Source organism: Lapillicoccus jejuensis, assembly GCF_006715055.1.
Lineage (GTDB): Bacteria > Actinomycetota > Actinomycetes > Actinomycetales > Dermatophilaceae > Lapillicoccus > Lapillicoccus jejuensis.
Window position 1 is genome coordinate 2,868,406 of sequence record NZ_VFMN01000001.1, and the last position, 14,063, is coordinate 2,882,468.

At 74.7% G+C, this 14,063-nt stretch carries 14 protein-coding genes; 4 read left to right on the top strand and 10 right to left on the bottom strand.

The window, feature by feature from the left end:
• Nucleotides 1-80 precede the first annotated feature (80 nt).
• Entirely contained in the window at nt 81-1,709 is a 1,629-nt protein-coding gene (gene pruA, locus FB458_RS13375) for an L-glutamate gamma-semialdehyde dehydrogenase (protein WP_141848927.1), read from the top strand.
• Nucleotides 1,710-1,742: 33 nt separating this feature from the next.
• Here pruA and FB458_RS13380 read toward each other — a convergent pair whose 3' ends face one another.
• From FB458_RS13380 to FB458_RS13390, 3 genes are read right to left on the bottom strand one after another with little or no spacing between them, the layout of a single operon-like run.
• Nucleotides 1,743-2,243, bottom strand: a complete 501-nt coding sequence (locus FB458_RS13380) for a DUF2505 domain-containing protein (protein WP_141848928.1) — start codon at nt 2,241-2,243, stop codon at nt 1,743-1,745.
• Between the two features lie 9 nt (nt 2,244-2,252).
• Complete coding sequence (locus FB458_RS13385) at nt 2,253-2,720, bottom strand: hypothetical protein (RefSeq protein ID WP_141848929.1); 468 nt, start codon at nt 2,718-2,720, stop codon at nt 2,253-2,255.
• Nucleotides 2,717-2,965: a hypothetical protein gene (locus FB458_RS13390; RefSeq protein WP_141848930.1), complete on the bottom strand. Its 249-nt coding sequence runs from the start codon at nt 2,963-2,965 to the stop codon at nt 2,717-2,719. Before FB458_RS13390 ends, FB458_RS13385 begins: the two co-directional genes overlap by 4 nt.
• Nucleotides 2,966-3,089: 124 nt before the next feature.
• Between FB458_RS13390 and FB458_RS13395 the strand changes: the two genes are divergently transcribed.
• Complete coding sequence (locus FB458_RS13395) at nt 3,090-7,979, top strand: NAD-glutamate dehydrogenase (RefSeq protein ID WP_141848931.1); 4,890 nt, start codon at nt 3,090-3,092, stop codon at nt 7,977-7,979.
• Between the two features lie 28 nt (nt 7,980-8,007).
• Nucleotides 8,008-9,495: a sensor histidine kinase gene (locus tag FB458_RS13400; protein WP_141848932.1), complete on the top strand. Its 1,488-nt coding sequence runs from the start codon at nt 8,008-8,010 to the stop codon at nt 9,493-9,495.
• A gap of 60 nt (nt 9,496-9,555) precedes the next feature.
• Here the strand turns inward: FB458_RS13400 and FB458_RS13405 are convergent, their stop codons facing one another.
• Entirely contained in the window at nt 9,556-9,804 is a 249-nt protein-coding gene (locus tag FB458_RS13405; RefSeq protein WP_141850578.1) for a WhiB family transcriptional regulator, read from the bottom strand.
• Nucleotides 9,805-10,249: 445 nt separating this feature from the next.
• Here FB458_RS13405 and FB458_RS21390 point away from each other — a divergent pair, with 445 nt between their 5' ends.
• A complete protein-coding gene (locus tag FB458_RS21390; RefSeq protein ID WP_170185683.1) occupies nt 10,250-10,651 on the top strand; it encodes a hypothetical protein in 402 nt (133 codons plus the stop codon).
• Here FB458_RS21390 and crcB read toward each other — a convergent pair.
• The 6 genes from crcB to FB458_RS13440 all read right to left on the bottom strand — a co-directional run bounded on the left by crcB (nt 10,592) and on the right by FB458_RS13440 (nt 14,046).
• The gene (gene crcB / locus FB458_RS13415; RefSeq protein WP_141848933.1) at nt 10,592-10,987 is read right to left on the bottom strand and encodes a fluoride efflux transporter CrcB; all 396 of its coding nucleotides are present in this window, start codon (nt 10,985-10,987) and stop codon (nt 10,592-10,594) included. The two genes, FB458_RS21390 and crcB, sit on opposite strands and share 60 nt — an antisense overlap.
• Entirely contained in the window at nt 10,984-11,475 is a 492-nt protein-coding gene (locus FB458_RS13420) for a fluoride efflux transporter FluC (RefSeq protein WP_246061210.1), read from the bottom strand. The genes crcB and FB458_RS13420 overlap by 4 nt, the downstream gene beginning before the upstream one ends.
• 20 nt (nt 11,476-11,495) lie before the next feature.
• Nucleotides 11,496-12,119 (bottom strand): PadR family transcriptional regulator, encoded by a 624-nt coding sequence (locus tag FB458_RS13425; RefSeq protein WP_141848934.1) that lies wholly within the window; start codon nt 12,117-12,119, stop codon nt 11,496-11,498.
• Complete coding sequence (locus tag FB458_RS13430; protein ID WP_141848935.1) at nt 12,116-13,057, bottom strand: DUF4097 family beta strand repeat-containing protein; 942 nt, start codon at nt 13,055-13,057, stop codon at nt 12,116-12,118. The genes FB458_RS13425 and FB458_RS13430 overlap by 4 nt, the downstream gene beginning before the upstream one ends.
• A gap of 113 nt (nt 13,058-13,170) precedes the next feature.
• Nucleotides 13,171-13,833 (bottom strand): GDSL-type esterase/lipase family protein, encoded by a 663-nt coding sequence (locus tag FB458_RS13435; protein ID WP_141848936.1) that lies wholly within the window; start codon nt 13,831-13,833, stop codon nt 13,171-13,173.
• 27 nt (nt 13,834-13,860) lie between these two features.
• On the bottom strand, nt 13,861-14,046 hold the full coding sequence (locus FB458_RS13440; protein ID WP_141848937.1) for a DUF6104 family protein: 186 nt from the start codon (nt 14,044-14,046) through the stop codon (nt 13,861-13,863).
• Nucleotides 14,047-14,063 lie beyond the last annotated feature (17 nt).

Here is a 14,063-nt window from a genome sequence, read left to right on the forward strand (position 1 = left end):
ACGGTAGGAGCGTCGCGCCCGCGGAGCCAGCGGGTTTCCCCCGTCCTGCTCCCGCGCCGCGCCGTGGGAGCATGACGGCCATGGACGCTGTGACCCAGGTTCCCTCTCCCGTCAACGAGACCGTGCTCGACTACGCGCCCGGCAGCGCCGAGCGCGCCGAGCTCGAGCTCGCGCTGGCCCGCCTCGGCGCCGAGCAGCGCGAGCTGCCGCACACCATCGGCGGCCGCCGGGTCCTCGGCTCGGGCAAGAAGATCGACGTGCGCCAGCCGCACGCGCACCGCAAGGTCCTCGGCACGATGCGGAACGCCTCGCTCACCGAGGCCCGCGACGCCGTGCAGGCCGCGAAGGACGCGGCGCCCGGCTGGCGCGCCCTGTCCTTCGACGACCGCGCCGCCGTCTTCCTGCGCGCGGCCGAGCTGCTCTCCGGCCCGTGGCGCCAGACCCTCAACGCGGCGACGATGCTCGGCCAGGGCAAGACCTGCTACCAGGCCGAGATCGACTCCGCCTGCGAGCTCATCGACTTCTGGCGGCTCAACGTCCACTTCGCCCGGCAGATCATGGCCGAGCAGCCGCCGCTCAACAGCACGGGCGTGTGGAACCGCACCGACCACCGTCCGCTCGAGGGTTTCGTCTACGCGATCACGCCGTTCAACTTCACCGCCATCGCCGGCAACCTGCCGACCGCCCCCGCGCTCATGGGCAACACGGTCGTGTGGAAGCCGTCGCCGACCCAGGGCCTGGCCGCGCAGCTGACGATGGAGCTGCTCGAGGCCGCGGGCCTGCCCGCCGGCGTCATCAACCTCGTCACCGGCGACGGCCTCAACGTCAGCAAGGTCGCGCTCGCCGACCCGGACCTCGCCGGCATCCACTTCACCGGCTCGACCCCGACCTTCCAGTCGCTGTGGCAGCAGGTCGGCGCGAACATCGCGTCGTACCGGACCTACCCGCGCCTCGTCGGCGAGACCGGCGGCAAGGACTTCGTCCTCGCCCACCCCTCGGCCGACCCCGACGTGCTGCGCACGGCGCTGATCCGCGGCGCCTTCGAGTACCAGGGCCAGAAGTGCTCGGCCGCGTCGCGCGCCTACGTGCCGGCCTCGCTGTGGAAGAAGATCAAGGGCGACCTCGCGAGCATCACCGACGGCCTGCCGATGGGCGACGTCACCGACTTCTCCCACTTCATGGGCGCCGTGATCGACGAGCGCTCGTTCACCAAGAACGCCGCCGTCATCGACCGGGCCCGCGCCACCTCCGGCGTCCAGGTGGTCGCCGGGGGCACCTACGACCGCTCCGAGGGCTGGTTCGTGCGCCCGACGGTGCTCCAGGTCGACAACCCCGAGGACGAGGTGTTCTCCACCGAGTACTTCGGCCCGATCCTCGCCGTCCACGTCTTCCCCGACCGCCGGTACGACGCCGTGCTCGACCAGATGGAGTCCGTGGCGCCGTACGGGCTGACCGGGGCGGTCATCGCCACGGACCGCGCGGCCATCGCCGACGCGACGAGCCGGCTGCGCTTCGCCGCGGGCAACTTCTACGTCAACGACAAGCCGACCGGCGCGGTCGTCGGGCAGCAGCCCTTCGGCGGTGGCCGCGCGTCGGGGACCAACGACAAGGCCGGCGCGGCGCAGAACCTGCTGCGCTGGACCAGCGCCCGCTCGATCAAGGAGACCTTCGTCGCCCCGACGGGCGTCACCTACCCGCACATGGGCTGAGGCGCCCGTACGGCGTCCCGGAGGGGCTCGGCGTCAGGAGGCGCCGAGCCACTCCAGGCCGACCTCGCGCTCCTTGGCGATCGCGTCGAGCACGGCCGGCTCGGCGGCCTTCTCGATGCGGCCGCCGATGAGCGGCACCTTGGCCTTGAGCTCGCCCTCGATCCGCACGACGGAGCCGGGGCCGCCCGGGCGCAGCGTCATGGTCCCGGTCATCGCGACCGGGACCTTGCCGTCCCCGACCTCGACCTCGACGGTCCCGTCGCGCGAGCCGTCGGCCGCCGGGGCGGACCACACGTAGGTCTCGCTCACCGCGATCTTCGGGCCGACCATCGAGCGGACGAAGTCGGGGAAGTCGTCGGTCGGCATCACCCGGCGGGTGCGGATCTGCGTCGAGTCGCCGAGCGGCGTCACCGACTCGGTGTGGCTCTCGGCGTGGGTGGCCTCGCACTTGCGGGCCTGGAAGGCCGGGTCGGCCACCATGGCGGCGACGGCGTGCGGGTCGGCGGGGTACTCGAAGCTCCGGCTGATCCTCATGCCGCCACGCTACTGGTCGTGCCGCCGCGCGGCCGGACCGCTCGCCGCGCCCGCCGCGCGCAGGGCCGCGGTCGCCTCGTCGAGGCTGCGGCGCAGCGCCCCCCGGGCCCGCGCGGCGCTCGACCCGAGGCGCTCCGAGCGCCGCTGCAGCACCGGCAGCGACGCGCGCCGGCGCTGCGCGGTCTCGGCGGACGCGACACCCCACGGCTCGGCGACCGCGAGGCCGTCGAGGACGAGCCCGGCCGCCTCGACGTCGAGGGCGAGCCGGCGCAGCTCCTGCTGGGCCGCGGCGAGGTCCTGGGCGAAGCGCTGGCAGGCCTCGCCGGCGCGGTCCAGGCGCAGCGCCAGCACGCGGACGAGGTGCCGCTCGCGCCCGTCGGGCAGGGTCGGCTCCCGGTCCTGCAGCCGCGCGGCCAGCGTGCGCAGCTCGGCGCCGAGCTGCGAGCAGCCCGCCGGGTCGCCGGGGACGGCGGTCACCGCCCGGCCCCGTCGGGAGCCTCGGAGAGGGCCTCGCCACGGGCCTCGTCACGGGCCTCGTCACGGGCCTCGAGCCGGTCGGCGAGCAGCCGCAGCGCGGCGACCGCCTCGTCGACGAACGCGTCGACGCGGCGTCCGGTCGCCGGGTCGCCGGTGTCGGGGACGTGGGTGAGGAGCCGCTCGGCGGCCGCGGCGGCGAGCCGGGCGAGGTCGTCCCGGGCGTCGGGGCCGGGACCGGGGAGCACCGCCCCACCCTAGGGGCGTGGGCCCGCGAGCCCCCCAGGTTCTCCACCGACCCCCGGCGCTATGGTCGGGACCGGCACCCGACGAGGTGTGCCGGACCACCGACGCCAGGAAGTGCGACCCACCATGCCCACGTCACTGGAGCTCTCCCGCGCCCAGCAGCTGCACGCGGCGGCCGACCTCGCCGGTCCCGCCGCGCGAGCCCGGGGAGGGGAGGAGCTCGAGGCGTTCGTGCGGCGCTACTACCGGCACGTCGCCACCGAGGACCTGCTGGCCCGCCAGCCCGGCGACCTGCTCGGGGCCGCGCTGGCGCACCGCGAGCTGGCCCAGCACCGGCCGCCCGGCACCGTCGACGTCCAGGTCGCCAACCCGCACGTCGAGGCCGACGGCTGGTCGTGCGGGCACACCGTGGTCCTCGTCGTCACCGACGACATGCCGTTCCTCGTCGACTCGGTCACGGCCGAGCTCGCCCGCCGGGACCGCACGATCCACCTGCTCGTCCACCCGCAGCTCGTCGTCCACCGCGACCCCGAGGGCCGGCTGCTCGACGTCGTCGACGCCGACCCGTCGCCGGTGCCGGACGGCGACACGCTCACCGAGTCGTGGATGCTCCTCGAGGTCGACCGGATCGGCTCCGAGGAGGAGCGCGAGGACCTGCGCCGCGCCCTCACCGCGGTCCTCGACGACGTGCGCGACGCGGTCGAGGACTGGCCGCGGATGTGGGCGCGCTGCGAGGAGGTCGCCCGCGACCTGCGCACCGCCCCGCCCGTCGGGGTCGACGCGGGGGAGGCCGCCACGAGCGCCCGCTTCCTCGACTGGCTCGCCGACCACCACTTCACGTTCCTCGGCTACCGCGAGTACCGGCTGACCGGGTCGGCCGGCGACCCGGCGGGCGAGGCCCTCGAGGCGGTGTCCGGCTCGGGGCTGGGCATCCTGCGCGACGACCACCCGGGGCGGCGTACCCCCTTGTCCGGCGCGGCGCGGGCCATCGCGCACGAGCCGCACGTGCTCGTCCTCACCAAGGCCAACTCGCGCGCGACCGTGCACCGCGACGTGCACCTCGACTACGTCGGCGTGCGCACCTTCGACGAGCAGGGCCGGGTGACCGGCGAGCGCCGCTTCCTGGGCCTGCTCGCCTCGAGCGCCTACACCGAGTCGATCCTCGGCATCCCCATCCTCGACGAGCGCGTCCAGGAGGTCCTGCACCGCGCCGGCTTCAGCCCCGACAGCCACTCGGGCAAGGACCTGCTCCAGGTCATGGAGTCCTACCCCCGCGACGAGCTGCTGCAGACCAACGCCGACGAGCTGCTCGAGACCTGCCTGGAGGTGCTGCGCCTCGCCGAGCGGCGCCGCACGCGCCTGTTCCTGCGCCCCGACGTCTACGGGCGCTTCATGTCGTGCCTGGTCTACCTGCCGCGCGACCGCTACAACACCGCGGTGCGGCTGAAGATGGAGACCATCCTGCGCCGCGCGTTCCGCGCCGAGAGCGTCGACTTCTCCACCCGGGTCGGCGAGTCGGCGCTGGCCCGGCTGCACTTCGTCGTCCGCGTCCCGCGCGGGGCCACGCTGCCGCAGGTCGACGCGGCCGACCTCGAGCGCGAGGTCGTCGAGGCCACCCGCACCTGGGAGGAGGACCTCGCCGAGGCGACCCGCACCGAGCTGGGGGAGGAGGCCGGCGCCCGGCTCGTCGGGCTCTACGGCCGCGCCTTCCCCGAGGCGTTCAAGGAGGACTTCCACCCGCGCGTCGGCGTCGCCGACCTGCGCCGGATGGAGGCCCTCACCGACGACGACGGGGTCGAGCTCGGGCTGTACCACGAGCCCGGCGCGCCGGCCGACGAGCGCCGCTTCAAGCTCTACCGCCGCGGTCCGCTGTCGCTCACCGCGGTCCTGCCGCTCTTCACCCACCTCGGCGTCGAGGTCGTCGACGAGCGCCCGTACGAGGTCCACCGCGCTGACGGCGTGACGGTGCACGTCTACGACTTCGGGCTGCGCGCGGCGCGCCTGGCCGACGTCACCGGCGCCGAGCGGGAGAGCTTCCGCCAGCTGCTCCAGGACGCGTTCCGGGCCGTGTGGCGCGGGCAGGCGGAGTCGGACGGGTTCAACGCGCTCGTCCTCGACGCCGGGCTGACCTGGCGCCAGGTCGTCGTCCTGCGCGCGGTGGCGAAGTACCTGCGCCAGACGCGCTCGACCTTCTCGCAGGACTACGTCGAGGCCGCGCTGGTCTCCAACGCCGACCTCGCCCGCCGGCTCGTCGAGCTCTTCGAGACCCGCTTCGACCCGAGCCGGTACGACGCCGCGGCGGGCGAGGAGCGCGCCGCCGCCGAGCAGGCGCAGGCCGCCGAGCTGCTCGAGCGGCTCGACGACGTCGCCAGCCTCGACCACGACCGGATCGTCCGCGCCCTGCTCGGGGTCGTCCGGGCGACGCTGCGCACCAGCTACTACCAGGTCGACGAGCACGGCGACCCGCTTTCGTACGTCGCCCTCAAGCTCGACCCGCACCGCGTGCCGGACCTGCCCAAGCCGGTGCCCATGTTCGAGATCTGGGTCTACGCGCCCCGGGTCGAGGGCGTGCACCTGCGCTTCGGCAAGGTCGCCCGCGGCGGGCTGCGCTGGAGCGACCGGCGCGAGGACTTCCGCACCGAGATCCTCGGTCTGGTCAAGGCACAGATGGTCAAGAACGCGGTCATCGTGCCGACCGGGTCCAAGGGCGGCTTCTACCCCAAGCAGCTGCCCGACCCGGCGGCCGACCGCGACGCGTGGCTGGCCGAGGGCGTGGCGTCCTACCGGACCTTCATCTCCGGGCTGCTCTCGGTGACCGACAACCTCGTCTCCGGCGAGGTCGTCCCGCCGGAGCGGGTCGTGCGCCACGACGGCGACGACACCTACCTCGTCGTCGCCGCCGACAAGGGGACGGCGACGTTCTCGGACATCGCCAACGGCCTGGCCCAGGAGCACGGCTTCTGGCTCGACGACGCGTTCGCCTCGGGCGGCTCGGCGGGTTACGACCACAAGGCCATGGGCATCACCGCCCGGGGCGCGTGGGAGTCGGTCAAGCGGCACTTCCGCGAGCTCGGCCTCGACACCCAGACGGAGGACTTCACGGTCGTCGGGGTCGGCGACATGAGCGGCGACGTCTTCGGCAACGGGATGCTCCTGTCCGAGCACATCCGCCTCGTCGCGGCCTTCGACCACCGGCACGTGATGGTCGACCCCGACCCGGACGCGGCGACGTCGTACGCCGAGCGGGCGCGGCTCTTCGGGCTGCCGCGCTCGTCGTGGGCGGACTACGACACGGCGCTGCTCAGCGAGGGCGGCGGCGTCTGGCCGCGGACGGCCAAGTCGGTCCCGGTCAGCCCGCAGGCGCGGCGGGCGCTCGGGCTGCCGGACGGGACGACGTCGCTCACCCCCGCGGAGCTCATCCACGCGATCCTCCTCGCCCCGGTCGACCTGCTGTGGAACGGCGGGATCGGCACCTACGTCAAGGCGGCGACCGAGAGCCAGTCCGACGCGGGCGACCGCGCCAACGACGGGATCCGCGTCGACGGCCACGAGCTGCGGGTGCGGGTCGTCGGCGAGGGCGGCAACCTCGGCCTGACCCAGCTCGGGCGGATCGAGGCGGCCGAGGCGGGGGTGCGGGTCAACACCGACGCCATCGACAACTCCGCCGGCGTCGACACCAGCGACCACGAGGTCAACCTCAAGATCCTCCTCACCGACCTGGTCCGCGAGGGCGACCTCACGCTCAAGCAGCGCAACGCCCTGCTGCACGAGATGACCGACGAGGTGGCCGCGCAGGTGCTGCGCGACAACTACGAGCAGAACGTCCTGCTCGGCAACGCCCGGGCCCAGGAGCACGCGATGCTCCCGGTGCACCAGCGGCTCATCCACTGGCTCGAGCAGCGCGGCGACCTCGACCGCACCATCGAGTTCCTCCCGAGCGACGCCGAGATCGCCAAGCGGCGCGACGCGGGCCTGGGGCTGACGTCGCCCGAGTTCTCAGTGCTCGTCGCCTACGCCAAGCTCGCGCTCAAGCACGACCTGCTGCCGACGGCGCTGCCCGACGACCCCTGGTTCCGGACGACGCTCGAGGACTACTTCCCGGCGCCGGTGCGCGAGCGGCTCGGCGACCACATCGGCGAGCACCCGCTGCGCCGCGAGATCATCACCAACACGGTGGTCAACTCGATGGTCAACCGGGGCGGGATCACCTTCGCCTTCCGCGTCGCCGAGGAGACCGGCGCCGAGCCGGAGCACATCGCGCGCGCTTTCGTCGTCTGCCGCGAGGTCTTCGACCTCGCCGGCTGGGTGGCGCAGGTGGAGGCGCTGGACAACCAGGTGCCGACGGCGGTGCAGACCCAGCTCTACCTCGAGTTCCGGCGGCTGCTCGACCGCGCCGTGCGGTGGTTCGTCACCGCCCGGCCGGGCACGATCGACGTCGGCGCCGAGGTGGCGCGCTTCCGGGACGTCGTCGCGGCCTTCGCGCCGCGGGTCGGCGAGCTGCTCCAGGGCGCCGAGCACGAGCGCCTCGAGGCCAAGGTCGCCGAGCTCGAGGGGGCGGGGGCCCCGCCCGCCGTCGCCCGGCGGGCCGCGGGCCTGCTCGACCAGTTCTCGCTGCTCGACGTCGTCGAGATCGCCCAGGACCTGCACGCCGACCCGCAGGACGTCGTCGGCGTCTACTACCAGTGCTCGGAGCGGTTCGGCATCGACGCGATGCTCACCCGGGTCTCGCGGCTGCCCCGCGACGACCGCTGGGACGCCCTGGCCCGCGGCGCGATGCGCGACGACCTGTACGCCGTCCTCGACTCCCTCACCCGGGCCGTGCTCGCGACGGCGGACGCGGCCGGCTCCCCGGCGGAGCGGTTCGAGCAGTGGGCGGGGGCGAACAAGGACGCGCTGACCCGGGCCCGCAACGCCCTCGACGGCATCGAGCGGCTCGACACGGCGGGTATCGCCGCGCTCTCCGTGGCGCTGCGCACCCTGCGCTCGGTGCTGCGCAGCGCGGGCCAGAGCGGGTGAGCCCCGGCGCGTGACCTAGGCTCCGGGGGTGGCCACGCTCGCCGAGCTGCTGAACGAGCACTCCGACCTCGAGGTCGCCGACGTCGAGTGGCTGCACCTGCTCGTCGGGGACTGGCAGCTGCTGTCCGACCTCTCGTTCGCCGACCTCGTCCTGTGGGTGCGCTCGTCGCGCGTCCAGTGGAACGCCGTCGCCCACGTGCGCCCGACGACCGGCCAGATGGTCTTCTACGAGGACCAGGTCGGCGGTCGGGCCTCGCGCGGCCGCAGCGAGACCCTCGAGCAGGCCTTCAGCGAGCGGCGGATCGTGCGCGAGCGGGACACGGAGTGGCGCGACGACCTGCCGGTGCGCGAGGAGGCCATCCCCGTCGTGCGCCGCGGCCGGGCCATCGCCGTCATCAGCCGGCACACCAACCTGTCGATGATGCGCACCCCGAGCCGGCTCGAGCTGACCTACCTGGCCACCGCCGACGCCCTGTCGCGGATGATCGCCGGCGGGGAGTTCCCGCACGCGGCGGCCCCGACCGGTCTGCGGCGCGGCGCGCCCCGGGTCGGCGACGGCGTCGTGCGCCTCGACGCCGACGGCACGACGACGTACGCCAGCCCCAACGCGATCTCGGCCATCCACCGGCTCGGCTACGTCGGCGACGTCGTGGGGGAGTCGCTGAGCGGCATCGTCACCTCGGTGCTGCGCGACAGCTCACCCGTCGACGAGGGGCTGCCCTTCGTCCTCACCGGCCGCCAGCCGTGGCGCACCGAGGTCGTGGGGCGCGGCGCCACCGTCTCGATGCGGGCCATCCCGCTCACCGAGGTGGGGCAGCGCTTCGGGGCGCTGCTGCTCGTGCGCGACGTCAGCGAGCTGCGCCGGCGCGAGCAGGAGCTGCTGACCAAGGACGCGACGATCCGCGAGATCCACCACCGGGTGAAGAACAACCTGCAGTCGGTGGCGGCGCTGCTGCGCCTGCAGGCGAGGCGCACCGACGACCCCGTGGGCCGCGAGGCGCTGCACGAGGCCGAGCGGCGCGTCGGCACGATCGCGCTCGTCCACGAGACGCTCAGCCAGGGGTTCGACGAGACCGTCGACTTCGACGACGTCGCGGACCGGGCCTTCCGCGCGGTCGTCGAGGTGGCGTCGTACGACCAGAAGATCGCGCGCGAGCGCACCGGCGGCCGGTTCGGGCGGCTCAAGGCCGAGGACGCCACGTCCCTGGCGATGATCCTGTCCGAGCTGGTCCAGAACGCCGTCGAGCACGGCCTGGCCGGCACCGGCGGGACGGTGTCCGTCGACGTCAGCCGCACGTCCTCCGGGGACGGCGAGCTGCTGCGGGTCCGGATCGCCGACGACGGCGCCGGGATCCCGCCGGACCGGCGCCCCGGATCGGGGCTCGGGACGCAGATCGTCCAGTCGCTCGTGCAGGACCTGCGCGGGTCGATCGCCTGGCGGGCGGGCGAGCCGCGCGGCACCGTCGTCGAGTTCAGCGCGCAGCTGCGGACCCTGCCGGCCGACGGGCGGTCCTGACGGCCGCGTCCTGTCGGCTGGTCCTGCCGGTCGGTCCTGCCGGTCGGTCTGGGCGTTCGGTCAGCCGGCGCGGCGCGCGCGGGCGTTGCGACGCTTGAGCGCGCGGCGCTCGTCCTCGGACAGGCCGCCCCAGACGCCGGCGTCCTGGCCGGACTCGAGCGCCCACTTCAGGCAGGTGTCCATGACGTCGCACCGACGGCAGACGGCCTTGGCCTCCTCGATCTGCAGGATGGCCGGGCCGGTGTTCCCGATGGGGAAGAACAGCTCCGGGTCCTCGTCGAGGCAGGCAGCGCGGTCGCGCCAGTCCATGCTGATCGTGCTCCTCGTCGTCCGGGGGGTGGTGCTCTGGCCGCCGGCCGGGGCGCCGGCGGGCGCCGGGGCGGCGGAGCGGGTCGGCAGGCCGCGGGTCTGGCCGTCGTGCCGGGTGGTGGAGCGGGTCGTCGTCATCGTGCTCATCAGTCGGGAGTCTCGTCCGGTCGGGGTCATGGTGGCAGGCCTGCACCCCTGATGGGGGGACCTGCACGGGTCGGTGCGGGCGCCGTGGCGCCTCCGCGGGCTCGGGTGGTACCCGCTGAGGACGTCATCGTCGCGTCGACCCACGAGGGGCAACGACGGGCGGGTGCTCGGTGTTCCGGGCCGTCGTCCATCATCGTCGCTCGACCGTCGTCGGCACAACCCTTCGACGTCGAAAGATTCCGGCGCGTCGCCGCCGGGCCCCCCGCCCGGCCCGGGCGTGCCTCGCTAGGGTCGAGGCGTGCTCGCCGCCCGTGTCGCCCCCGCCGTGGCCGCCCTGGAGGCGGCGGTCCTCGCGGTGCTCACGGTCCTCGTCGTCGTCGAGCTGGTCCTCGGGCGCAGCAGCTCGGTCGGCAGCGCGCTGGCCGAGGCGGTGCTCTCCCTGGTCGTGGCCGCCGGGCTCGCCGCGCTGGCCGTGACCTGGCGCCGGGCGCCCGACCGGGCCCGCACCCCCGCGCTGGTGTGGCACGTGCTGCTCGTCCCGGTCGTCATCAGCCTCTTCCAGTCGGCCCAGGCGCTGTACGGCGGCCTGCTGGCCGCGGCCGTGCTCGTCGGCCTGGTCTCGGCCGGCGCCGCGGGACCCTCAGAGCCGGACCCCGACGGCGTAGCCGAGGGTCGCGAGGACGAGCCCGAGGGCCACTGACCCGACGACGTTCGCGGCGGCGGCCCGCCACCGCCCGGCGTCGGCCAGCCGGACCGTCTCGACCGCGAAGGTCGAGAAGGTCGTGAACGCCCCGCAGAAGCCGGTGCCCACGAGCAGGGCGACGACGTCGGTGCCGAGCCGCACCGTGAGCCCGGCGACGACGCCGAGCAGGAGCGAGCCGACGAGGTTGACCGTGAGCGTGCCCCACGGCACGTCCTGTGCTTCCGTCCGGCCCGCGATGGCCCGGGTGACCGCGCGGTCCACCCACCAGCGGGCGGGGGCCCCGACCGCCGCGCCCACGGTGACGAGGAGCGCCCCCGTCCCGTGCCCGGTCACGTCGCCCGCCCCTCGGCGGGCCCGGGGGGCCCGGGGAGCCCGGGGAGCCGGGTGGCCAGCCGCAGCCCGGCGAGGGCGGCGGCGAGGCCGAGCAGGAGGGACAGGGCGACGTACGCCAGCGCGACGCCGGGGGCGTGACCGAGCAGGTCCCGGGTCTCCGACGTGAGCGTCGAGAAGGTCGTCCAGCCGCCGAGGACGCCGGTCCCGAGCGCGGGGCGCCACAGCGGGTGGGCCCGCGGGAGCCGGCCGAGCAGCCCGAGCAGCAGCCCGAGGGCCAGGCTGCCCGAGACGTTGACGAGCAGCGTCGCCCACGGCAGGCCGTGGTGCGCGGTCGGCAGGCCCAGGGCGACGCCCCAGCGGCCGAGGCTGCCGACGACCCCGCCGAGGGCCACGACGCCCGCCACCACGACGTCCGGTGGGGTCGCCGGGGTGACGGGGTCGAGGTCCGGGTCGAGGTCCGGGTCCTCCGGGTCGTGCCGCGCGCTCACCCGGGGAGCCTACGAGGGCCTCAGGGGCGCTGGTCGCGGGCGACCACCTCGCGGATCCGTCGCCCGGCCTCGGTGAGGATGGCCGCGATCTCGCCGACCTGCTCCGGGCTCAGCCCGCGCTTGCGCCACGCGTCGCGGGCCTCGGACCGGAAGGCCGACAGGACGTGCTCGAGGTCGTCGCCGGTGCGCGGCGCGCCCCAGCCTCCCCAGCCACCGTACGGCGCGTCGGCCGGCCCCCCGACGGGGCGGGCGGTGGCCCGGGCCTCGCGGGCGGCCGCCTTCAGCTCGGCGCGCAGGTCGGCGGCGGTGCCGGAGACCCGGTCGCGGACCTCCTCGGCAAGGTCGCGCACGGTGCGGTCGAGGTCGTGGCGCAGGTCCTCGAGGTCGCCGCGGCGGGCGGCCACCTCGGCGCGACCGGCGTCGGTGAGCCGGTACGTCGCCTTGCGCCCCTCGTCCGCGCGCTCGACCAGCCCCTCCTCCTCGAGCTTGGCCAGCCGCGGGTAGACCGTGCCGGCGCTCGGGGTGTAGAGGCCGTTGAAGCGCTGCTCGAGGTCCTGGATCATCTCGTAGCCGTGCCGCGGGCCCTGCTCGAGCAGCGCGAGCAGGTAGAGGCGCAGCTGGCCGTGGGCGAAGACGGGGCTCACCGCCCCTCCTCCCCGTCGTGGGCGTCCTGGGCGTCCTGGGCGTCCTGGGGTCCGCGGGCGTCCTGCGGCGCGGGGGCGTCCTGGGGTGCCCCGGCGCCGTCGACACGGGCCGAGGAGCGCAGGACGACGATCGAGCCGGACACGGCGCTCGCGCGCACCCGCAGCTCGCCGTCGCCCTCGACGAGCTGGCCACCGCGGCCGAAGCCGAAGCCGCCGCGCCGCCCGCCCGCCGAGAGCTGTCGGCCGTCGACGACGACCTGGCCGGTGGCGGTGTGCCCCTCGACGTCGTACCCGAGCAGCGGGGCGCGGACGGTGACGTCACCGGAGACGCTGTTGGACTCGACGCGGCAGCGGCCGTCGAGCAGGTCGAGGGCGATGTCGCCGCTCACGGTGTTGACCTCCGCGGAGGGCAGCCGGCCCGCCTGGACGGTCACGGCGCCCGAGACGCCGTTGACCGAGAGGGCGCCCTCGACGTCGGTGCAGTCGACGGCGCCGCTGACCGTGTTGACCTCGAGTGGGCCGCGCAGGTCGCTCAGCGTCATCCGGCCGGAGACGGTGTTGGCGCTGACCTTGGCCCGCACGCCGGAGACGAGGCCGGTCGCGCTGACCGTGCTCACCGAGGTCGTGGCCCCCTCGGGGACGGAGAGGCTGAGGACGACCTTGTTGCGCCCGAAGCTCTCGACCGTCCGCTTGATCATCTCGATGACGCTGTGGTCGTCGTCCTTGCCGTGGGTCACCGTGAGGGTCGAGCCGTCGTAGCGGACCCGCACCGGCAGGCCCTCGACGCTCGTCACCTCGAGCCGGGCGGTGGGGGAGTCGTCGTGCGTGACGACGTCGACCCGGCCCCCGACCACCATGACGGTGAGCGCGTCCACGCGCTCGCCCTCACCGCCGATGTCGAGGACCCGTGGGCCCTCGATGCTCCATTCCTGCGTCATCGCCGCACTCCCGTCGTGTCGCGTACGACGCGATGTATCGCGTCTCGTGCAGACACGTTATATCGCGTTGTATCGCGAGGCAACCCCCGACCGCGGAGGATCGCCAGGGGGCGTCAGGCGGCGGAGACCCGCAGCCAGTCGTACCAGCCGTTGTGCAGCACGAGCCACGCGATGAGGCCGTAGCCGGCCTGCCCCGGGTGGACGCCGTCGCGGGAGGCGGCGAGGTCGGACAGCCACTGGTCGTGCTGGACGAGCGGGCGGAAGCAGTCGACGTACGGGACCCCGCGGCGCGCGCAGACGTCGGCCTGCACGTCGGCGAGCGCCTCGAGCCGGGCGTTGTGCTCGGGGTCGGCGCTCGGGGCGAGGCCGACGACGAAGACGGCGATGCCGTGCGAGCTGGCCTCGTCGAGGACGTTGGCGAGGTTGAGCCGCGAGCGGGCCAGCGTCACCCCGGTGGTGAGGTCGTTGGCGCCGACCGACAGCACGAGCCGGCGCTCACCGCGGTGCGCCCAGCGCGGGTCGCACTCGGTGCGCCAGCGGCCGACGACGTCGGCGGAGCTCTGCCCGCGCACCCCGAGGTTGTACGACGTCAGGTCGAGGTCCGGGTGCTGGCTGCGGCTGACGACGCGACCGACCCACCCCAGGCCCTTGGGGTCGCCGTACCCGGCGACGGTGGAGGCCCCGACGAAGCAGAGGGAGACGTCGCGCCGTCCCTCCGCCAGCCCCTCGTCGACGACGAGCTGCGGGCTGGGGTGGAAGGTGGGGGTCTGCGTCATCTCGTCGTCTCTCGGCGTCACTCGCGCTCACTCATCGTCGTCCAGGTCGTCGTCGAGCCGGGCCAGCCAGGTCGCCAGCCGCTCGACGGGCACCTCGAAGTCGGGGTGCAGGTCGACGAAGGTGCGCAGCTGGTCGGCCACCCACTCCAGGGTGACCTGCTCGTCGCCGCGCCGGCTGGCCAGCTCCTCGATGCCCCGGTCGGTGAAGTACACACCGGGGAGGCTACCGC